The sequence below is a fragment of the uncultured Aquimarina sp. genome (assembly GCF_947492405.1).
In the GTDB taxonomy this organism is placed as follows: domain Bacteria; phylum Bacteroidota; class Bacteroidia; order Flavobacteriales; family Flavobacteriaceae; genus Aquimarina.
In genome coordinates this window covers 182,452-205,585 of sequence record NZ_CANLMP010000007.1, presented here as the reverse complement: position 1 = coordinate 205,585, position 23,134 = coordinate 182,452, and the positions used below count along the sequence as shown (strand labels likewise).

At 32.0% G+C, this 23,134-nt stretch carries 21 protein-coding genes; 15 read left to right on the top strand and 6 right to left on the bottom strand.

What is annotated here, in order from left to right; genetic code table 11:
• The first annotated feature begins 213 nt into the window (after positions 1–213).
• The 15 genes from Q0829_RS22470 to Q0829_RS22400 all read left to right on the top strand — a co-directional run bounded on the left by Q0829_RS22470 (position 214) and on the right by Q0829_RS22400 (position 14,915).
• A complete protein-coding gene (locus tag Q0829_RS22470; protein WP_298547168.1) occupies positions 214–369 on the top strand; it encodes a hypothetical protein in 156 nt (51 codons plus the stop codon).
• Positions 370–406: 37 nt separating this feature from the next.
• Entirely contained in the window at positions 407–2,380 is a 1,974-nt protein-coding gene (locus Q0829_RS22465; RefSeq protein WP_298547166.1) for a hypothetical protein, read from the top strand.
• 11 nt (positions 2,381–2,391) lie between these two features.
• Positions 2,392–3,069: a DNA-binding response regulator gene (locus Q0829_RS22460; RefSeq protein ID WP_298547164.1), complete on the top strand. Its 678-nt coding sequence runs from the start codon at positions 2,392–2,394 to the stop codon at positions 3,067–3,069.
• A 228-nt stretch (positions 3,070–3,297) separates the two neighbouring features.
• Positions 3,298–3,504, top strand: coding sequence for a hypothetical protein (locus Q0829_RS22455; protein ID WP_298547162.1), 207 nt, complete (start codon positions 3,298–3,300; stop codon positions 3,502–3,504).
• A 9-nt stretch (positions 3,505–3,513) separates the two neighbouring features.
• Positions 3,514–3,693 carry a hypothetical protein gene (locus Q0829_RS22450; protein ID WP_298547160.1) on the top strand — a complete coding sequence of 60 codons (180 nt, stop codon included), beginning with the start codon at positions 3,514–3,516 and terminating at the stop codon, positions 3,691–3,693.
• A gap of 36 nt (positions 3,694–3,729) precedes the next feature.
• Positions 3,730–4,797, top strand: a complete 1,068-nt coding sequence (locus Q0829_RS22445) for a type I restriction endonuclease (RefSeq protein ID WP_298547158.1) — start codon at positions 3,730–3,732, stop codon at positions 4,795–4,797.
• A 22-nt stretch (positions 4,798–4,819) separates the two neighbouring features.
• Positions 4,820–5,038 (top strand): hypothetical protein, encoded by a 219-nt coding sequence (locus Q0829_RS22440; protein ID WP_298547156.1) that lies wholly within the window; start codon positions 4,820–4,822, stop codon positions 5,036–5,038.
• 122 nt (positions 5,039–5,160) lie between these two features.
• The gene (locus Q0829_RS22435) at positions 5,161–5,397 is read left to right on the top strand and encodes a hypothetical protein (protein ID WP_298547154.1); all 237 of its coding nucleotides are present in this window, start codon (positions 5,161–5,163) and stop codon (positions 5,395–5,397) included.
• Positions 5,397–5,675 (top strand): membrane protein insertion efficiency factor YidD, encoded by a 279-nt coding sequence (yidD, locus tag Q0829_RS22430; protein ID WP_298547152.1) that lies wholly within the window; start codon positions 5,397–5,399, stop codon positions 5,673–5,675. The genes Q0829_RS22435 and yidD overlap by 1 nt, the downstream gene beginning before the upstream one ends.
• Before the next feature lie 9 nt (positions 5,676–5,684).
• Entirely contained in the window at positions 5,685–6,998 is a 1,314-nt protein-coding gene (locus Q0829_RS22425) for a hypothetical protein (RefSeq protein WP_298547150.1), read from the top strand.
• A 4-nt stretch (positions 6,999–7,002) separates the two neighbouring features.
• Entirely contained in the window at positions 7,003–7,392 is a 390-nt protein-coding gene (locus tag Q0829_RS22420) for a hypothetical protein (protein ID WP_298547148.1), read from the top strand.
• 4 nt (positions 7,393–7,396) lie between these two features.
• On the top strand, positions 7,397–8,932 hold the full coding sequence (locus Q0829_RS22415) for a hypothetical protein (RefSeq protein ID WP_298547147.1): 1,536 nt from the start codon (positions 7,397–7,399) through the stop codon (positions 8,930–8,932).
• Between the two features lie 14 nt (positions 8,933–8,946).
• Positions 8,947–12,510, top strand: coding sequence for a cell division protein FtsA (locus tag Q0829_RS22410; protein ID WP_298547144.1), 3,564 nt, complete (start codon positions 8,947–8,949; stop codon positions 12,508–12,510).
• 2 nt (positions 12,511–12,512) lie between these two features.
• The gene (locus Q0829_RS22405) at positions 12,513–14,090 is read left to right on the top strand and encodes a hypothetical protein (RefSeq protein ID WP_298547141.1); all 1,578 of its coding nucleotides are present in this window, start codon (positions 12,513–12,515) and stop codon (positions 14,088–14,090) included.
• A 6-nt stretch (positions 14,091–14,096) separates the two neighbouring features.
• Positions 14,097–14,915 (top strand): hypothetical protein, encoded by an 819-nt coding sequence (locus Q0829_RS22400; protein ID WP_298547138.1) that lies wholly within the window; start codon positions 14,097–14,099, stop codon positions 14,913–14,915.
• On the opposite strand, the gene Q0829_RS22395 is transcribed toward Q0829_RS22400, so the two are convergent.
• From Q0829_RS22395 to Q0829_RS22370, 6 genes are all read right to left on the bottom strand, one after another.
• Positions 14,916–15,725 carry an endonuclease/exonuclease/phosphatase family protein gene (locus Q0829_RS22395; RefSeq protein WP_298547136.1) on the bottom strand — a complete coding sequence of 270 codons (810 nt, stop codon included), beginning with the start codon at positions 15,723–15,725 and terminating at the stop codon, positions 14,916–14,918.
• Positions 15,726–16,095: 370 nt separating this feature from the next.
• A complete protein-coding gene (locus tag Q0829_RS22390) occupies positions 16,096–16,593 on the bottom strand; it encodes a DUF2628 domain-containing protein (protein ID WP_298547134.1) in 498 nt (165 codons plus the stop codon).
• A 216-nt stretch (positions 16,594–16,809) separates the two neighbouring features.
• Positions 16,810–17,466 carry an outer membrane beta-barrel protein gene (locus Q0829_RS22385; protein WP_298547133.1) on the bottom strand — a complete coding sequence of 219 codons (657 nt, stop codon included), beginning with the start codon at positions 17,464–17,466 and terminating at the stop codon, positions 16,810–16,812.
• Positions 17,467–17,683: 217 nt separating this feature from the next.
• Complete coding sequence (locus Q0829_RS22380) at positions 17,684–19,648, bottom strand: hypothetical protein (protein ID WP_298547131.1); 1,965 nt, start codon at positions 19,646–19,648, stop codon at positions 17,684–17,686.
• Positions 19,649–19,674: 26 nt separating this feature from the next.
• Positions 19,675–21,342, bottom strand: a complete 1,668-nt coding sequence (locus tag Q0829_RS22375; protein WP_298547129.1) for a S8 family serine peptidase — start codon at positions 21,340–21,342, stop codon at positions 19,675–19,677.
• Between the two features lie 100 nt (positions 21,343–21,442).
• The gene (locus tag Q0829_RS22370; RefSeq protein WP_298547127.1) at positions 21,443–23,062 is read right to left on the bottom strand and encodes a helix-turn-helix domain-containing protein; all 1,620 of its coding nucleotides are present in this window, start codon (positions 23,060–23,062) and stop codon (positions 21,443–21,445) included.
• Between the last annotated feature and the right edge of the window lie 72 nt (positions 23,063–23,134).

Sequence of the window (23,134 nt, the reverse complement as noted above, 5' to 3'; positions counted from 1 at the left end):
TAACATAACAAATGTACAAAACTCGTTGCTACGGATTTCCGTAATGCGGTTGGTATTCAGCCAATTGGAAAGTAGCTAAACGCTGCCGCTTCGGATTTTCACTTTCCAAAAAACAAAGGAGTACTCCCTTTTAACTGAGTCTGCAAAGCATACATACCTGAGTAAAAACTCGGACAGTATCCCCTTTGCTTAAATCCTAAAATTTTTAAGAAAATGAAATCAATTTTGTATATAATGATAGCCTTATTTATGGGCGCGAACCTTACTTCTTGTTCTATTGACAACCTAGAAGAAACCGAAGAACTACATACTGATGTATTAGCCACAGAAGGTGAAGACCCGGAGATAGAGGATGAAGATGAAGGGTAAACATACCCTAAAACAAATTAATTACTAAATTAGAGGGATGAAATATTCCCTCTTTTTTGTTTTTATATTTATTCAATTATTTTCCCCCTATAGCACTTCATTATTTGCTCAAAAAACGACATTAAAAAGTACAGATAGTATTTCTGCATATTTCAATTTAACTGAATCAGACACTATTCCTGAAATTAAAAAATTAGAAAATATTAATCACTTTTTAAAAGGAGCATTTTTATATAAAAAAGATTCTCTAATTTATAAAGGATTAATGCGAAAAACGAAAATTCTTAATAAGCTAAAAAAACGTGATAGTGCAATTTATTACTCTGAATTTTTATACGACTATGCAAAAGAAAACAAAAACCTAATTTTTCAGCAAAAAGCATTAACCAAACTAGGAATTTATCATAAAAACAAAAATCAATTGGCGAAAGCTTTTTCTTATCATAATAAAGCTTTCAAAATTTCGAGGACAACTAATGACAGTTTAGAAGCAGGTAAAAGCTTGCTATATATGGCCAATATTCAAAAAAGTCTTGGAGATCACATTGGTAGTAAAATAACTGCTACGGATGGCTTACGACACATAGAAAGCACTTCGGAAACAAAAAGAATCAGTGGATTATTGCTCAATATTTCAGTAGCTTATAAAGAACAAAAAAACTTTGATAAAGCATTAGAATATAATACCAAAGCACTGTCTTTGGAAAAAGAATCTTTACTTATAGAAAAAATTGGAAAAAGTACTTTTTTAAAATTAAAAAGCGCAAAAGCCAATATTCTGGCTCTTCATGGAAAATTCAATGAATCTATTGATATCCTATCGAAGTTACTATTAGATTCTATAGTAATAAACGATCAAAAAGAATATGCCAGAGTAATCAGCAATCTAGGATACACTAAATGGTTAGAAAATCCAAATAACACTTCATCAGATTCTTTATTACAAAAAGCATTAACAATACGAAAAAACAAAAAAGATACCCAAGGATTAATTGCTAGTAACATTCATTTAACCAAATACTATCTTGATACAGATAAGGAGAAAGCACTAACATATGCTGAAGGAGCATATCTCAAGGCAAAAAAACGGAATAGCAGAACCGCGATTCTCGAAGCGTTAGGATTCATTTTTGATTTAAAAGAAAATATAACAGAAGAAGCTAAAATATACCATACAGTAAACGAAGAAATAAAAAGCATCAATCAAAGCAATCGGGATTTATATGCTGATACTAAATATGAGAACGAAAAATTAGAAAAGGAAAATGCAGAAAAAGATAAACAGGTTTTAAAAACAAGAAATCAAAATATAATCTATATTTCCATATCTATTGTTTTATTATTATTAGCAGGATTTATCACTTATTTACTTAATCGCCGAAATAAAGATCTAAAACAAAAAGCGGTGAAATTGAAACAACAAAACAAAATTGATAAATTAGAAACTTCTTATAAGGAACGTATACAATTCTCAAAAAAAATACACGATAGTTTTGCTGCTAAATTATACGGTATTATGATGTCAATAAAAAATGGTATTGATACTTCCAAAATATTAGATCAAATAGATGATGTGTACAATCAAAGTAGAAATTTCTCCAGAGAAAATAGCGAGATTGATACTGGAGAAAATTATAAAAACGAGTTATCAGAAATGCTTCGTTCCTATACCCCACCTACAACGCAATCTTATATCAAAGGACTTGCGAGTATAAACTGGTCTGCTCTATCTGCATTAGACAAAATAGCGCTCTTTACCACATTACAAGAACTAATGATCAATATGAAAAAACACAGTCAGACAGATGTTGTCACCGTCACTTTTTCAAAAGATAAAGACTATTTAAAAGTGAATTACTTTGATAATGGCAAAGGTGCTTCTGTAACAGAGATGAATAAAAAAAATGGGTTAAAGAATACGGAAAGCCGTATCCAAGCGATTAATGGAACAATTAAATTTGATACTGAAAAAGGAGATGGTTTTAAAGCCGAAATACGAATCCCAAATTAAATAGTATTTATATGATGTTCGATAAAGTTTTAGTAGCAGAAGATTTCGGAAGTACCAATCACGGTATTGTTCAGACATTAGTTGAGAAACTAAAAATCCCTGAAATAGAAAAAGAGCAATACTGTGATAAAGCGTATAATCGAATTAAGGTAGCAAAAGACAATAATACACCTTTCGGATTATTGATTACAGATCTTTTGTTTTTAGAAAACACTTTAATACATCGTAAATATACATCTGGTAGCGAGCTTATTGATGCTGTTAAGCTTGTACAGCCAGATATTAAGATCATTGTATATTCTATGGAAGATAATCCTGCAAAAATCAAGTCGCTTTTTAAAAAACAGCAAATCCATGGATATGTGTGTAAAGGACGTGATGGGTTACAGGAATTAGTGCAGGCCGTCCAAAAAGTATATCAGGCAGAAACCTATATTTCGCCTAGGGTAGAACAGGCACTACATAGTCACAATAATACTTTTGAGTTAGATGACTATGATATTCTTATTCTGAAGGAACTTGCTAATGGACTTAACAAGAAAGAAATTGTAGAAAAACTAAAGCGCAATAAAATTTCTCCTAATAGCGAAAGTACTTTGGAAAAGCGAATAAATAGGTTATCCGAACATTTCGAAGCAAAAAACACTACGAATCTTATTGCAATGCTCATTCGAGAAGGGCATCTATAGTATACAGGAATATGCTCTTTCTTTATCAGACCTCACAGGTTTTTAAAACCTGTGAGGTCTTTTTCTTTCATTATATCATAACGCTACAAATTTCCGTAGAGATTACTCCTTTTTGTCATGTCTTACAATCATTTTTCATAAAACCCTATCACTTTACGGATAACCATAACAAACTAGTTCATAGTAGTTTTAAGTTTGAATAGTATTAATATTTAAAAAATTAAAATTATGCCTAGATATTATGTAAACAATACTGCTCAAGCTAACGGAGATCACGAAGTACACAAAGAAGGATGTCGATGGATTCCTTTTATAAAAAGTAAAAAAGATTTGGGAATTCATACCACTTGCTATTCAGCAGTTAGAGAGGCTAAAAAAACGCATCCTCAATCTAATGGATGTATCCATTGTTCAAAAGATTGTCATACCTCATAAATTAAAACCATGAAAAAACTAAAATTACTCTTTGTACTGTTATTAATAGTTGCTTGTGATGAACAAAGTGATGATGTAACAACTTGTGCCACAACTGCTAATTGTGGTTGCTCAGGAAAAACCAAATCTGCGTGCGAATCTGATGCTTGTTGTCAATGGATCGTAGGAACTGGTTGTAAATGCAATTAACAATAGTCTCAAACTACTACAAAAAAATCAATCACTATGGAACTACAAAACCATCTCAAGACTCTTGCGGATAAAATCCTATTACACAAAAAACATACACATACAGAAGAATCTACTAAACACGCATTTGTATTACCTTTTATCGATCTTTTGGGATACGATACGCGTAATCCTATAGAAGTGGTTCCCGAATTTACCGCAGATATTGGTTTAAAAAAAGGAGAAAAAGTAGATTATGCGATCTTTCAAGAACAACAACCCATTCTAATCATAGAGTGCAAGCATTGGCAAGAAGATCTAAATACACACAACTCTCAGTTATTTAGATATTTTCATGCAACCAAAACACGGTTTGCACTACTAACTAACGGAATTATCTATCAATTCTACACAGATCTGGAAGCAGCCAATAAAATGGATAAAAAACCTTTTCTAGAATTTGATATTACCAATCTTAAAGAAAATACCATTCACGAAATTGCCAAATTTCACAAATCTAATTTTGATGTCGATAAAATTGTAGATAATGCGAGTTCTTTAAAATACACCAAAGAACTTAAAAAGTTGATATACGAAGAACTGAATGCACCAAGTCACAATTTTGTACGATTATTTGCTGGGCAAACATATCCTGGTAAATTGACTTCTAGAGTGATGGAAGAATTTACTGAATTGGTTCATAAAGCATTTAATCAAACTATAAGCGAAAAAGTTAGTGATCGATTAAATGCAGCACTCCATAAAGAAACTCAAAAACAACAGGAAGAAGTGCTAGAAGATGCAGAAGAATTCTCTAAAATTATCACTACAGAAGAGGAGCTCGAAGGTTATAGAATTGTAGTCGCCATTCTAAGACGTAAAGTAATCGCTCACCGTATCATACATCGGGATACACAATCATATTTTGGAATTCTACTCGATGATAATAATAGAAAACCATTATGCAGACTTCATTTTAATGGAACTAAAAAATACATAGGAATATTTGATGAAAACAAAAATGAAACTAGAGAGTATATAGAAACTTTGGAAGACATCTACCAATTCGAGGATCAGTTATTAAGAACAGTAGGTTATTATGAGAATGAACAAAAAGAAATTTAGTTTTTTCAATAACCCATCCTTAATGAAAGACTATATAAAATTCACATTGTTACTTTGTGCGTTCACTTTGGTAAGTTATCAAAATGATCCAAAAGTATATATCTGCAAAGGAAAACAAAGCAAGCGATATCATTATACTGAAGATTGCAGAGGCTTATCCCGATGTTCTACCAAGATATATAAAGTCACATTATCAGAAGCAAAGGAACTGGGAAGAGATTTGTGTGGTTGGGAAAACTAATTGTACTGAGATTAGTTAGAAAAAGAACGGTTATTACACCGTTCTTTTTTGTGATTATGGTTTTCCGTAAAGAATAAATTCCCCACATCCATAGCTTTGATATATCACTAAAAAATCAAATTATGGAATATAAAGTAATCCCTTTTGTAGCTTCTGTTAGCCAAAATAAAATTGCTTCGAAACAAGTTGCAGAACAATTAGAAGAAATTATCAAACATCACGCTAATTCTGGGTGGCAATATATCCGATTAGAGAGCGTAAGTACATTTGTGCAACCGGAAAGCGGTTGTTTTGGATTGGGAGGAACTCCTGGATATACAACTTCTCGACAAATGGTTGTTTTTTCTAAAGCTTCCTAATGAAAAGTCTTCTTTTATTAATCATTAGATCTTATTGGATATTGATTCCAAAATCGAAACGAAAAAGATGTGTTTTCAAAAAGAGTTGCTCTCACTATGTCTATGATATCACAAAACAAAAAGGGTTTTTTAAAGGACTTAAAGCATTAAAATTCAGGTTTCAACATTGTAGGTCTGGATATCACATTCTTGAAATGAATAAAACAAAATTATTTATATCCGCTAATCACAAAGTCTTTAACCAAGAAGAAATTCAAGACAGAATTTTCAACAACTAGATAGAAATAATGAATAAAAAAATCAAATACAACATTCTAATAAAACCAATAATCTTAGGCGTTTTTATACTATTGATTACGGTAAGTTGTGGTCCAGAATCAATTGAATATAAATTCAACCCTTACCAAAAACCAGCAGCGCAAAAAACAACCTTGGAAAGAGTTGATTTCTTTATGGAAACTTCTGCCAGTATGAAAGGGTATGTCAATACGCAGACTGCTGGAAATTACCCTCTAAAAGAAGTGATTCCTTTTTTGCTAACAGATCTCAATAAAATATATCCAGATAGTGTCCAACTCTATACAGTTACTAATAAACCCAATCTATATACCAGAGGTATACAAAAGTTTGAAGATCAACTTGGCAGAGGAGCCATTTTGGGAGGAAGATCTTCTAAATTACAAAACGTATTTAGTCACCTAATAGATGCTGTTACAGAAAATTCAGTGAGTATTCTCGTTTCCGATTGTATTCCAGATTTAGGAAGTGATGACACCAAAGCTAATAGTTCTAAAATCACAACAAAAATATATAAGCATCTCATCACAAAAGAAAATATGGGCGTTGCTGTTTTTCAATATCTCAGTGATTTCAATGGTACTTATTATTATGACCGCCTTAATACCGGAAGTAATAATCCAAGAAGAAGACCTTATTATGATACAATACTAAAAAACCGTCCTTTTTACATCTGGATATTTGGCCATCAACAAGCTGTTAAAGAATTAGTTTCTAAAGATTTTTTTGACAATTATCAGCAGTCTCATTTCTATAACATTCCTATGAAGGATATGTCATACGAATTGTTAGATGGTCCTAACAAAGGCAAAGTATCTATTGATTCTGAAAACAACCTATTACGGATAAAAGAAGTATCCAAAAAACGACCTGTACAATTTACGATTGGGATCGACTTGAATAACCAATCTAAAGGTGTTCAAAAACAGTTTATGAACCCAAAAAATTACACGATCGAACCCGAATTTCTTAAAGAAACTACCTCCATTGAAATAGTTGATAAAAGTATACTTTCTAAAAAAGGAGTTCCAAAGAATATCATTGAAGAAAAAAAACTCACACACTTTCTACAACCTACTTTTCACGATCTGGATCAAGATTCAGAAAAGATTTCAATCACTTTATATAACAAAACGCCTATTTGGATTCAACAAGCAAACCTTACTGATGATCTAAACATCACTGCCGATTCTTTGGAGTATAAGACCTTTGGGTTTAATGCTATTACAAAGGCTTTTGATAGAGCTTTTAAAGGCAAAAACGACACTTTAGCAGACTTTACATTCACCAAAAAACACCAATAACATTATGGAACTTTTTTACTTTTTATTTGAAAGTCAACAATACTGGCAAACCTGGGATGAAAAAGGATATACCATAGGATTTATGATTCTTCTATGTTTTTCCTTTCTTTATAACGTACTATTTTATATTGTATTTGGTAGAAGAGGTATGCGATTCTCTACACTACCTCGATGGTTTCTATTTGGAGTATGTAATGTATTTACGGTTTTTATTATATCTATTGCTATAGAAGGATTCTCTGTATTTGAGTTAGCAACTTTAGGCGATTTCTATTATGAAATCTGGTTATTTGCTATGATCAACGCCTGCTACGCTTTTGTATTATACTTCCTATTATCATTAGCATTCAAACGCTTTTCTATCTATTCTAAATTCATTCCTCTAAAATTCTAATAGTATGTCTAAACCAAAATTATATCTCTTTGCTATAGGTGGTACCGGTTCTCGAGTGCTAAAATCTTTAACTATGTTACTTGCCAGTGGAATCAAAGCAAATACCGAAAAAATCATTCCCATGATTATTGATACAGATATCAATAATGGAGATGTAGAAAAATGCAGAAAACTGATCCAAAACTATAACCAAATCCACAATACGATATATACGGGCGTGCCCGAAGAAGAAGATCATGGACATTTTTTTAGAACTAAGATCATGCCTCCAAAAGAGATGAATATCAGTGGTACCGATTATGGAACCTTAAAAGATATGGTGGATTATAACTCTCTTTCTTCAAAAAACCTTAACACTACCAAAGCATTATTTGATCTCCTGTATAGTAATGCCAATAAAGATATGCCGCTAGAAAAAGGGTTTCTTGGCAATCCTAATGTAGGGAGTGTAGTGCTTAAAAACGTGGTGGAATCTTCGGAGTTCAAAGAATTCACACAAGACTTTAAGCAAAATGATCGCATTTTTATTATCAGTTCTATTTTTGGAGGAACGGGAGCCGCAGGATTTCCATTATTAATGAATGTTTTTAGAGATGAAAACAGTGGTTTAAATAATAAGACCTATATCAATAATGCTATTATTGGAGGTGTTTCTGTGCTCCCCTATTTCCAGGTAGATGTAGAAAAATTTAATAGTGGGGATAGCGCCATCAACTCCAGTACCTTTATTACCAAAACCAAAGCCGCTTTATCCTATTACAATCGAAATTTAAAACAATTAGTAAATACCATGTTTTATATTGGAGATACACGACAGAGTAATTACGAGAATTTTGATGGTGGTATCGAACAAAAGAACCCTGCAAATTTTATAGAACTAACAGCCGCTTCCTCTATCTTAGAGTTTCTGGACTATGAACCCAATGCAGGTACTAAAGAAGATCTATCGCAAGCTTCTCGATTTTTTGAATATGGAGTAAACCAAGATTCCGGGAGCTTACACCTTACACATCTCAAACAAGATGACCATATTAAACAGTTGCTAAATTTTCATTATTACAACATTTATGTATCTGCTTTTATGGAAGATGCTTTGAATAATGACAAGCTTGCCTGGAAAAATGAATTAAAACTTTCTAACAATTACCAAAAACAACCTTTTTTTAAACAATTAGCATCTTTTACAGATCACTATTATTACCGTTGGCTCTTAGAACTTTCCCTAGAAAAACATGATCGAAAGTTCCTCCCATTTGATTTATCCATTATAACTAATAAAGCAACACTAACTAAAGATATTTCCGGAATAATACCCGCAGAAGTTACTGTCGATGATAAAAAGCTATTTACACTCGTCACTGGGATTCCTGCCAACAACAACAGTAATTTTTTCAAAAAGGACAAGATTAAATATGATGAAGAATTCTCTAGAATAGCAAAAGATATTGCCGCCAGACCTTTAGGAAATAAAGAGCGAACATTAAGTACCCTCATCAATCAAGGAATATCCAATATTATTAATGACCGATTTTCATTTTAAAAAGCTACAAAACCATGCCACATAAATTAAGCCTTATCAAAGAACAGGTTATTCCATCTGCAGGTTGGAATCAATTTGCCAACAATCCATACGATGAAGGAAAAATAGGAGACATTACCGATAATATGGGAGTATCAGAAGTACCTGTTACTTCGATTCCTTCGCCTTTTGCACAAATGCATTTATTCGAAACATCATTTTCTTTTGTAAATAAAGCGTATATGAATTCTGGTAAAAATGCTACTGCTTTATCTGGCAACACTACCTATCATAAATATATTTCGCATTGTCTGGACATATTCGAAATACTTTTTTGCTATGATACTCTTAAACTAAAAGGAAAAATCGAAATAGAAGTTTGGAAAGCAGAAGAGCTAAAACGCTTACAGCAGGATCATAATCCAGGTATCAGAACTTTTGCGGAAACCCTCAGAATATTTATTGATAATTATAATAAAGATTCCCGATTTAGCAATAGAGGAATCACCAATGCCTTCAATGAATTCACCTTAATCTTTTTAGATCATCAAGTTATAGCAGGAACTTCCCCATATACAGGTTTTTTTACGATTGGTGATACGCTTCCAAAAACACTAAAAAGCAATTATAAAAATCGCTATTTCTTCACCAACAATGAGCCATTATATAAACGAAATCCAAGTTTTCAGGAATTCATGAACGTCTTCTTCACATCTAATCCTACCATTACTCAATCTTTTAAAGAAGTATATAGTTATATCGAACATAGCAGAAATCATATCGAAGATCAACATATTCTAAAAACCATTAACGGTCTTAGCAGAAATCAAGGAGAAGAATATACAAATGAATACGAAATTCTGGAAATCAATAACCAGGAAATAAGCTTCTTAGGAGGAACCATTCCTTTTATTTGTGACAAATTCGATAGCCTAGAAGAAGCTCAGTCTATTAAAGATAGTGACTATATCATACAAACATCAAAAACTTTAAAAAACCCACCTTTAGCTTTATTAGAAGGTATAAACAAAAAGCGATGGAATTATTATGGTGGTAATAAATTTACTGAAGATGTCAAGTTGTATACCCATACACCCATCCAGAAAAGAAAATTACCTCAATCTGTCGTTGAGTACCCTTGGATTACACGAGATGATTTACTTTCTAAACATCTGATACAATTAGATTATCCGGCAAATAAGGCTAAATTCTGGTTACCGTCGGGTATAGTCGATAATGTAATATTACCTATTAAAGAAACCTATTTCAATTATTTCACCTTAGAAGATCTAAAAAAACAAATCTCTATTGACAAATTGAAAATGGGTGCTATTGTAGTAACGCTAGAAATTCCTGTAAAAGCAGATCAAGGAAAAGGAACTATTCGTTTTGAAAGAACATATGATGCCGTAAACCCTGAAACCATTGATAATGATGAACACGGAGCTTTGATTAAAACTTCTATGGCATTTGGGATCTATCCATTCTTTAGAGTAACGGATACAAAGTATAATGATAAATACAAGATACTCTCTTATCATCTTAAAGGGGAAGAAATATCGTATCAATTTATAAGGGAAGAACTTACCAAACCCAAAGTATTAAAAATTCCTTCAAAAATACATTCCAGAACACGAAGTAATGAGAAATATCCGTGTGTAACCAATTATCTGGACGTAACAACTATTCATAAAAATGAACAAGGAGAAATACAATTGGACACAAAGACAGATGCTACCTTTGATGCTATTCACGTGCGCATTGATAACATTGATAAAAACGTAATCTCAGAAGGTATTTTAATTCCATTGATGGGAGAAGCTATTTCGTTAGCAAATGGAGAGGCTGCTATTGCCTTTGATATAGGAACCAGCAACAGTTTTGTAGCTATTAAAACATCGAATACCATAGAAAATTTATCCTCTTATAAAGGAAATGAGCAATCTGCGGATCCGGATATGGTTATGTTACATCAACCAAATCAGGAATTAGAAGTATCTAAAAAGTACGAATTAGATCCTATTAAACCTGTCTATGGGGCTGCTCAAATTGCAGAATTTTTGCCTACACTGATAGGAAAAGAAGCGCTGTTTAAATTCCCTATTCGTTCTATTATCAACATTGATAATGATACAAATCCTGAACAAACCAATAACGTTAATGTATTATCCAGTACCAATATTCCTTTTGGTTTCGGACAACGTGTATTACGCCGGGATTTTGATTTTGTACATTCTAATATCAAATGGGGTGTAACGGACGGAACCAATATCGCAGCCCAAAACAAATTAAAAGCATTCATAGAACAGCTCGTCTGGATGGGAAGAAATAAATTATTGAGTGAAGGAATCAATCCCGAAGCAACCAATCTATTATGGTTTAAACCTTTGAGTATGGGTAGTAATCAGATGACAGTTTTCAATGATATCTGGAATGAACTATACACCAGCTACTACAGCAAATCTTCGAATATCGAAAAGCTAACCAGTATTACAGAATCCTGGGCTCCGTATTATAGTTATGACAGAACTTTTGGTTCTGGAGAAATCTATATGAATCTCGATATTGGTGGAGGAACAACAGATATGATTGTATTTGAGAATAATAAACCTGCTTTAACTACCTCATTTAGATTTGCCGGAAACAGTCTTTTCGAATCTAGGAGTAATAATGATCCTTTTGATAATGGTTTTGTATCAAAGTACGAATCAGTCATGAGAAAGGCTTTTGGTACTGACTTTTCTAAAACAGATATTATTGATTATATAAAAAGTTCTAAAGGATTATTATCCACAGATTTAATAAGTTACTTTTTCAATTATAAAGGGTTTGCTAAAAAACTGATACTGGATAGTGAATTTAAATTGCTATTTCTCATACATAATAGTGCTATCTTCTATCATTCTTTTCAGATCCTGGGAATGAGTAGTATCCAAAAATTTCCATCTTATGTTGGAGTAAGTGGAAATGGAGCTAAATTATTAGCAATCACTAATGGATCCAATGATTTAAATCGATCTAAAGGTATTGCTCATCTTACATGTCTTATTGTAAAGAAAATCTTTAACAAAGAAGAAGTTCCACCAATAGAACTACAAATATTGCAAAATCCAAAAGAATCTACGGCAATTGGTGGTATCAAAGGATTGGAACAGATAAAATCAAATTCAGAAGCAGATACCAGCAACTTTTATATCTCTATAGGGAACGCAAAAGACTTGATTCTTGATTCAGATACTGATAGAAAGAAAACAGTTCAGTATGCTAATTTTATAAAAGAATCTGACCTTACTATACAAGAAGTAACAGAAAATGTAATCAGTTTTTTCGATTACTTCTTTGATGAATTATGGTTTGATGCTGATTTGATTAAAAACTTTGGTTTGGAGAAATCTTACAATCCAAAAAAGTTACAAAAATTCTTTTCTGATCCTTCCAAAATTAGTGATACCATTAGAGAAGTCATCAATTATAAAATAACCGTAGAGCAAGAATCTAACTTAAGTGACTCCTTATTTTTTGAAGCGATAAAAGCCTATTTATATGCTTTCTCCAAAATTATTGTATCAGAAAAAATAAACCAATTTAAAGGAGTGTAACTATGAAACAAAAAACACAGATACAATTCTCTATAGTATTAATATGTATAATATTAAATTGGTATACACTCATTGGTCAAACGAATTCTAATGAGGTAATCGATGAAAATAAACAACTGATTGAGAAACTGTTTGATAGCATTGCTTATAAAAGCCTTCATTTGGTTATGAAAGATAGAGCTTTTGAAAATAATCAGAATGCTATTCCAAACTTAAGAAATGTCAAATTGGACAGTATGCTATCAATATTTAATGCGTTTGATAGAACTGATCGAAATATAGATTCTCTTTACAGTTACACGGAACGATTTATTAAATTAAGAAAACAATATATCGAAAGTGATTTTTTATCAAAAAAGGAATTCACAGATTCCTTAGAAGCAATTCTAAGTACAAGTTTGATTTCCAAAAGTATTATAAAAAATAAGGGAAATGAACAACCCTATAAAAAGCTTATTTCTAAAATAAAAGAACAAATAACATTAGCCATAAATAATTTTAAAATAACTAAAATTGATGATGAAAAGATAGAAAACGAAGATGAGCAAGTCCAAAATATATCAACAATAATTCCAGATGAAAAAGAAAAACCAACATCAAAACAAGGTTTCGAAACTATCATAAAAGACTATAGCACCATACTATTGATAATTTTAATCATAAGTTTAGTCTTAAACATCTTTTTAGGAATCTTGTTTTTTAAAATCAAAAAGAGATTAGCTGCTACAAATACTAATTTTTTAGATATATCAGAAACCACAACAGATAATCTATCTGCCGAGGAAATTGAAGAGATTACAAAAGAGGCATCTGCTAGTTGGATCGCAGAATTTACTGCTGCATACCCTTCAGATTGTATAGCTACTATAAAAGATACTTTAGAAAAATCTAAATCAGAATTAATAGAAAACATACAGTCAAATCGATTTTCTTCAAAACGTGAACTCCAAAAATCCATTGATCAAAAGCTAAAAAATAGTACTATTTCACTTGAAGCATCATTAAAACAATGTAACGATAGGAAACAAGCAACAACAAAAATAGAACAAGAATTACAAAGTCACTCTTTTATATCTACACAGGTTAGCGAAACTATTTCTTCTGAAGAAATACATACGCTTATAGAGAGATCTAAAAGGAATTTAATTCACGAGTTACCTCCAACCATTAATAATGATCAATTATCCAGACATATTACAGAAATCAAAATGAATATCAACCTTGAAATAGAGAAAAGAGTTCGGGAAAATCTAACTGTGTATTTCCCTTTTACAAATGGCGAAGGAGCAGTTGCTGCTGATAAAAAATCAAAAATAAAGGAACGTGATAGTGCTCTACAATTTATTATAAATCCTAATGATACTTCTCGAGCGACTTTCAGCCTTTTATATGACTATCCTGATATGATGCAGGCAGGGATACAGAGTTATGATATCTTTTTATTACCTATTTGTAATCTAACCAGTGAAAACTTCAATAGAAACGGAACTACTATTGAGCAAATAGGAGGTGACGGAGAAATGACGCTAGAGGGAAATCAATGGAAAGTTGTAAACAAAGTAACTATCAAAATAATCTAAACTCACATGATATATTTAATCATACTACTCACGATTACGCATCTTATTGTATTATATAAATTACGTAAATACCTGGATGCCTATAAAAAGAATAATCACAACTATATAACGAATGAGCTTAAAAAAATCAACCAATCATTTTATCGAAGTATTGATAGCATCAATAAAAATGTGACTATTTTCTCCCAAAATACAGAAAGTAAATTAAACGATATTGAAGACGCAACAAAAACATTCACAAAAAATTACAGAAAGAATTTTCATGAATTAACAAGCTTCATAAAATCAGACTACCAATCATTAACAGCTTTGGTTAAAGAGACCAATACACTTCTGGAAAGCTTACTACAAAGAACTGAAGAAAGCATTGCTAAAAATCAAGAATTAAAGCCACTATTAATACATAGTCACGAAGCATTAGAAAAACTGTATGGTAAAAGTAAGCTGTTAATTTCGGGCTATGAAAAAAGCCTAAAACTTATCCAAAATGAAATGGAAAACACTGTGGCAACTATAGAAAACACATTGGATACTAAAATAAGACATATAGCTACCAAAGGTGAAAAAGCAATAACCGAATCCTTAGAAATTAGCAAAAATACCGTTCATACAATGACGGATGATACAAACGCAAAGCTCAAAACACTACTTCAAGACAATCAAATACAAACACTTGTAGACAATATTCAAGCTATTGAAAAAACAGTAAAAACGAGTATATCTGAGATCAATACTTCTATCAGTGAACTTGATCAAGTATTCATAACAAAACTGAATGAATATAAGGAAGCAAATAAAGACAAAAAAGGGTTTTTTGGGTTTTGATTAGAATGTAAACTCTAAATACACTGGTAAATGATCAGACAATTTTCTTGCTTTGGGAAGTTCATCACAGGCCTTTACAAAATCAATAACACTTCCTTTGATTTTAGTTATATTTTTAGAATAAAAAATATTATCAATAACATAATTGAGATAAGAGCCACTTACACAAGAACGCTTTAACGTAGTTTTCTTATTCGTGGTAGCTACGCTGTAACCACTTTTTTTAAATGATGAGAATACCTCATCATTTTCATTCGTATTAAAATCTCCTGCCAAAATTAGCGGCGTTTTAAGAGAATCTGCTACAAACCTTGTCAATGCTTCTATTTCTGGTTTAGGATTCTTACTATAAGGACGAGAGTGAAAATTTAGAATAGTAAACTTTCTTCTATCCATATAAAAATCGATTAAAAAAGGTTCTCTATCAATTTTAGAATCTACTTCTTTTAGTAATCTTCCTCTGGTTTTGATTTTAATATCTTTTGTTTTCCAAATGTATGCATATCGCTCCGTCATATATGGAGGACTGTGCGTTGGGTTACTAATTACATAATCCCATGCAACTCCTTTTCTATTAAGAATATCATTTAGTTTTGCCACCGCTTGTGCTCCACCAAATCCTGCAACAATCTCTTGTATCGCTACAATATCTGCATCCTTAACAATATCGGCTATTCGTTCTAATTCCTTATTATCTTTTGTTTTTCCTAAATCGCGAATATTCCAGGATATTAATGTAATCGAAGAGCTCTGACCAAAGGAAAAGCTATATATCAATAGGAAAATGAACACCAGTAATTTTTTATACATCTTATAGGGTTTAGAAGGGTTACCTTTTAAATGTAATAAAAAGGAATATTTTAGAATTGAGGATTTCCGTAAATTCGTTTCAGGTAACATTTCACAATTGTAACGTACTTAATATAAGGAGCAATAAAAAAAGGAACTCTGAGAATTACAAACGCTTCTCAAAACTATCCTCAATGCAATTGATACATTGATTACAAAAAATACTAGTAAAAATAGTAACCAATGCGATTGTAATGGGTGTAACTGTCTTTAGAATACTATACCTCCCTAAACATTTTTTGGTGCCACAACAAAATGATTCGCTCTTTTAAGGAAGTAAGAGATGCTTGTAGAGAGTAATAATACTTAAAACAAACATTGAGTATTGTTATCACCAAACATCTTCTATATATCCTTGACTAAATAAAAACGCAAGCACGCCCGTTAGAATTATAATAATTAAATGTGGTAATAAAGTGGTTCCGCCTAGTTTACCAAGTTGAACTCTTGTATCTTCTTCGGATAAATTTTTATTTAACACTTTGGATATCTTTCTATTTGCTTCAAGTATATAGAATTTATTTCCAAAGAAACCTAAACCAGCACTCCATAATATTCTGGATATAATATCTATCGTTTTATAGGTTCGATCCGAAATTAGATAATTTTCATATAATAAATCCATAAACATCGTTTCGGCCATACCCAATAAGAATAATGTGAAAACGGTTAAATACATTTTCCTGTATAAAAGCCAAAATACTCCCAGGAAAAATGCATAAGGACTAAATCTAAATCTCCTCCCATTGCCATAACTTCTTACTACATCTATATAATAATCATCTTCGTCCATAAAGAATGATGTATAATGCTCTTCTGTATGTTTCATTACTATTGTGTTATCTTCTTTTACTTACTTTAAATCTTCTGTTAACCTTGTTTTTACAATAGTTAAAACCATAGGCGTATCATATCTATTAGCCAGAACTGTGAAAACCTATTATAAGATAACCGTGCATATGGAAAAAAGGAACAACTTACACAAACGATAATGTTCTACTCTTTAACTACATGCCTTATCATATCATAAGGTTACTTTGCTTTTCTATCTATTCAACGGAAATGAAATTCCCACAGCAAAAGCTCCATTAAATTGCTCTAACATAGGATAAAAATAATACGCTAATCCTACATCCACATTATTATGGCGTCCTAATGCCAATCCGAACGAAAAAGGAATATGGAGTGTTACACCATTCTCTTTTTCGTTGATCGTAGGGGTCACTGTTTCAAAAGATCCTACAGAAGCTCCTAATCCTATTTCTATATAAGGAGCAACCCACGGAATAGGGATAGACAATTTGGTTTTTCCTCCTGCAAAAAAAGCATTTGTAGATGCCCTTGCTCCAATAAGATTTTCTGATAAACCATCTTCATCCGTAGAGGTATTAATATAACCAACATACGGTCTTAAACTAAACCATTTTTTAGGAGCCCAGACATATTCTCCTTGAATATAAATACCATTACCGTATACATCAACATTCTCGTTAGGCGTAGTGATTCCCAATCCTATCGATGCATTAATGTATGTTCCTTTTTGCTGTTGAGCAAACGTGGTTTGTAAAAATGTACATGTCAGAGTTATAAGTAAGACAATACCTCTAAATAATGTTTGCATAGATGTTGCTTTTTGTGTTATATAAAATGATTGGTATTGGTAAGTGTCATAAATAGGAAAAATGTTACCTATTGATTTCATCTTTTTGTAAAATATAACCCCTAATCAATTAAGTTACTCTTCCATAATTAATTAAAAAATAAGAGGATAGCTAAAGCTAAATGTTGTACCTATAAACTAAAACAATCGAAACCTGTTTTGAAATAGTTGAGCACATCGAAAAAAAGAAGAGATTACATAAGTAATGGTCTATTGCACCTCTGACTATAAACCTTATTATAAGGTTACTAATAGTGTTTTATCTATTAAAAGGATTTTCACTTATCCAATGAAAACCTCTATTCGTTAATAAAAAATCATCTTGATCCAATCGTCTGGTTTGACCATAGATCGTATCGTTTTTATGGATATAGTTAAAATCTAAAGTGGTTTTGGTTTTAGTATAGTTAAGATCAAAAGAATCGGATTCCCCAGAAGATGAGATAAATTTAATTTTTTGAGCTGTGGAGTCTATCTCTACGCTGTAACGCATCTTCTCTTTACTCATTCTTGTTACTTGAACGCTTCCTTCTCTTTCAAATCTAATATCTTTCCAACGTCTATCGCTTTTATAATGTGTAATAGTATCTCCATTAATGACATAGTTTGTCACTTCATATATACCGTATAATGCCGGCTTAGGACGTTCTGTACCATATAGTTTGCTACCCTTAAAAGTTTCGTAAAAACCATAACCCAATGCAAACGCTATAATCAGTCCTTTTAAAGCATTCAAACTAATATGAATCCATTTTTTTAGTGCAGGGCGTTGTATTACAGTAAGTTTTTCTACAGCCTTATTGGTGACCAAAAATGTCATAACTCTCTTTATGTCTCGAGCTAATAGAAACAAAGTCATTATTACCAGATGTGTAGATAATAACTTAACCGGAACATCAAAAAAGTAATTGACCGCCATGACATTTAAAGCAGTCATTAAAGTAATAACCGCTCCAAATGTGAGGGTACGTCTAAATAACAATAACCCTGCTAGTACTTCTGCAATACCCATAAACATGTTATACCCTTCAGAAAACCCTAAAAATGTCCAGGCTAATCCCATAGGCGAAGATTCTCCATAGGGTTGCATAAGTCTATAAAAACTAGGAGCCGGAAACTGCAATTGAATCACTTTTACCAATCCATAGCTAATCAACATCAGTCCTACATAATAACGCATCGCTGTAGTTAACCAATAATATAGTTTTTTATAATTAGGGCGCTTTCTATCTAATAAAGACCAAATTAATGTACCCAGTACAGCGAACATAAAAATTACAAATACGAGCAAATACTCATAACTCGTATCTCCACTACCATTAGGTCCGGTATTTACGCGATAAGGAATCCCCACGATGTCTTCACCAAACCAGGGCACAAATTGTTGCATGAGGTCTATAGGTATCTTTACCAGTTCCTCAAAAAAGGGATACGCTCCATTGTTGTAAAAAAAGATAAAAAATAAAAAATAGATACACGAAAACCTAAATCCAACTCGCCCCCAGATGGACCATTGCTCATCTTCGGTAGAAGAAGTATAGGTCATTAGTGAAAACAACAGGAGTAAGATAAAAAAGATAGCTATCACCATGCCTATATTAGGGAAAACACCTTCTATACTTCCTGTGTTTTCTGAGATTCCTTTTCCTTCTACTAAAAGCGCATAATCACCATCTACTCGATCCTGCGTACTAGTAAATGAAAATTCTCTCACCAATATCTTAGCTCCAGAAATACCTGAAGTCCATCCAGGAAAGCTAGTAGTAGTTACCTGCGTCTCAAAACTGGCATTATCAATTGGTACTGGCTGAAATTCTCCGGCATCATCTTCAATATAGACCTCAAATTTATCATAGAAAAATTTACCATTATGGGTACAAATCCCACCAAAAACCAGTTTTTCGGATTTAGCATCAATCACTCCCTGAACTGTATAAGTATTCCAGGTATCAGACTTTATGGGCCTATTCCTCATATTATCAAAAAAACCTCTTCCTTGATCAGCTTTGTTATCCACACGGGCCCAGATCCCAGCCCAAGTTTTTTCACCATCTGTCTCAACTTTTACCTTTGCAATCACCTTAAACTTCTTTGTAGAGTCTGCTGTTACCACTACAGACTGACTAAATGAAGTCCAGTTTCTGGATATGTTTTTGGTTTGAGCAGATAGTTGATATTGATAGAAAATAGCTACTAGGATGAGTAGTTTTAGGATGTTTTTCATGGTAGTTAATACTATAATAATTTTTGCTAATTTTTACTTTTTGATAATTTCTCTGCTAATAATAGTGCATTATAAGCATTTATTATCCTACCAGACTTAGAAAGCTCTGAGAATGGAACTAGTTTAGCGCTTTTATCCTTTAGTTTCAGTTCCACATCAACATCATACTTAGTTCCAGAATCAAGGATAACCTGTTTCACTTGTCTTGCAGATAGCTTAGGATAATAGGATCTTACCAACGCTGCTATTCCTGCGACTACCGGAGAAGCAAGAGATGTACCTCTGGTAGAAGTATATGCATCTTTACTATATTTGGTAGTGTACATATCAACTCCAGGAGCAAATACATCCACGTGCTTTTTACCGTAATTGGAAAAACTAGCTCTTAAATTTTGAAGATCCCAAGTACTGGCACCAACTACTATAAAATTGTCGACAAACTCTTTTTCATCAGTGTAGTCGTTCAGATAAGATTTTTGAAGATCATTATTTGTATTGTTATTACCGGCTGCGGTAACTAAAAGGACATCATGATTAGCAGCATATTCTATAGCGTCATTTACCCAATCTTCATGAAGTGATAGTGTTTTACCCCAACTCATATTGATCACCTTGGCACCATTATCTACTGCATAACGTATGGCTACAGCAATATCCTTGTCATGCTCATCACCTGTGGCTACCATCACCACGGGCATTATCTTGATATGATCCGAAAACCCTTTTATACCCAGATCATTAGATCGGGTAGCCCCTAAGGTTCCAGCTACTACTGTTGCGTGTTGAAAAGGCACATCTCCATACACTACAGGACTTCCATAGTTGTTATCATTGATATCATCGGGATTATCTCCTGGTATCTCTCGTTCGTTATGATCTATATGGAGAATCGTTTCTTCTCTCTTTTTATAATTACTAATATATATATCCAATCCTTTTGGGGTAAGATCATATCGTATCCCTTTTTGAACTCCTTCTATAGCATTTTTGGCAATCGAATCGTTTTCATACACCTGTAATAAACTATCTAACTCCGCAAGCTTATATTCTTTTTTGGGATAGATACTATCTAATAAGGTTGTACCATATATGATCGCCTCTTTAAGCAGCTGAATATTTTTTTGACTTTCTTTATTTTCGACAATACCACTTTCCCATTTTTTGTAAGCTTTTGTATACAATTCATAAGATTTTTGATCTTGATCAGATACTTGGTTCGCCTTTTTACCCTTAAAAAGAGCATTATATTTTTTAACTATCCTAGTGCTTTCTAAATGCTCATATTTTACAAATTCACCTTTGGTATTACTTAGAAAATCCCACCCGTTACTATCATCGATATAGCCATTCTTATCATCATCAATACCATTATCAGGGATTTCATCAGTATTGCGCCATATTTGATCTTTCAGATCCTCGTGATGAATGTCTAGCTTTGTATCTAGCACTGCAACAATAACCTCTTGTCCTTTATTGTCTTTTATAATTTCTCTATATGCTTTTTCTAAGCTTACACCTGGGATAGTATCCTCTGCAAAATCTTTATGATACCAGGTTTTTAGTTGTTCTTTGGATAGCGTTTTTGATATGATTATACCTTTTTTATTCGCAGAAGACGCCTTGGTCGTCTGCGCTGTTAGTGGACACTGATACACCAGAAAAATCAGTATGGTTAGTTTTAAAATTTTTTTCATGGGATGATTTTGTTTTAATTGTCGACTTTTCTTTTTTAGGTCTATACTCTACTAGTAAGTGTACTGATAAGGGGATATGTTACCTATAAAATTGAAATTTTTATTGATTATTTAAGTGTTTTATGAAATAAGAAGGGTATATACCACTATTTTTCTTAAAACTCTTAGAGAATGTTTCTGCACTCTTAAAACCAGATTCTTGAGCGATCGCTTTAATAGTAAACCTTCTAAATGAGTTATCTCTCTTGAGTTTATCGATTGCATAATTAATACGTAAATCATTGATATAATTAGTATAAGATTTATTAAAATAATGATTTATAGTTTTCGATAAATAAGTTGAGTTTGTTCCACAAAATTTGGCAAGAGCAGATAAAGTCAGTTTATTGTCTTTAAATTTTTCTTCGGCGATGAAGGATTTGAGTTTTACTAAAATCTCTTGAGATAAATTTTCTGGAACCTCCAGATTGTCAACTCTTTTCTTTTGAAATGATTCTTGTTTAGGGAGTTCTTTTTTTTCAGATGTTCTGTTATTATTTATTATCTTTTCAAATTTCCTTTTGTATTTTTTTTGTCTATTGTAAAATAGAATAATAATAAAAATGAAAACTATACCAATAACAATAAATATGTATTTAAGGTACTGATGATCTTTTTCAAGCTCAGAAATTAAAACTTCTTTTCTTTTCATGAGCTTAGGTATATCATAACTATCTTTAAGATGTTTCGATAAATAGCTCTTATCAGAACTCAATATACTATCTAATGAAATCAATCTTTTTAAATAGACAAGTTGAGTGTTTGGATCTTCTCTTCTTTTATAGTAATTAATAAGCATTTCATAACATTCCCGAATATCAGAGGATAAAGTTCTTGTGTCAATGAAAATTGAGTCTACCTTTTTTAAGTACTCAACTGATCTTTCTTCGTTTCCTTGTTTATCATAGGTTTTAGCTAAGTAAAAATAACCTTCTGCCATATTAGCTTTATCTTGAATTTTTTCAAAATATTCTAATGATTTTTTTAAGGATGTTTGAGATTTTTGGAATTCCGATCTATGATAATAAATAACTCCTTCATTCAATAATAGATGGTTTATCAATGAAATATGATTAATTTTCTGTGCTATCTTCATGCCCCGATTATTATAGTGTAATGCTGAATCAAGTTTTCCGAGATTCTTATGGGTGAACGCAATAGCTTGTAAAGAAGTACCAGAGAAAATTGATTTTACAGGATAGCTAAACTTTTCTTCTACGAGTTGGAGGTTATCATTATGAATTTGGAGTGCTTCTTTTGAATACCCAATCTTATCCTTAATCAGGCCAATCATATGATTACTACCAAATTTTGTTTCTTTATTAAAAAAGTTCTCAGCATAGTCATTTGCTAATAAATAATTATCAAATGCTTTTTTCAAGTTACCTTGAACAAAAAAGTATTGGTCACCTTTAAGCATAAAACCATTTGCAGGATAAAGTGAGGTAGGATTGTTTTTTGTTAATTGTATAATAGAATCAGCATAATTTAATCCAAAAGTGTTTTGTTGATGCATTAAAGCTAAATGATTATATCCTTCAACTATGGAGGACGTGTCGCTTCTTTGCTTACTTTTTTTTATAAATGCTTCAATGCAATACTGCTTATTTAGATTGTCTTGAGAATTTTCAAATAGATTTAATAACTCAGAAAGTGATTTTTGAGATAAAGAGTCTTCCACATTAGATTGTGAGAAATTTTTTCTGCAACTAGTAATAACAGTATTGAACAAACTAATCTATATGTCATTCTT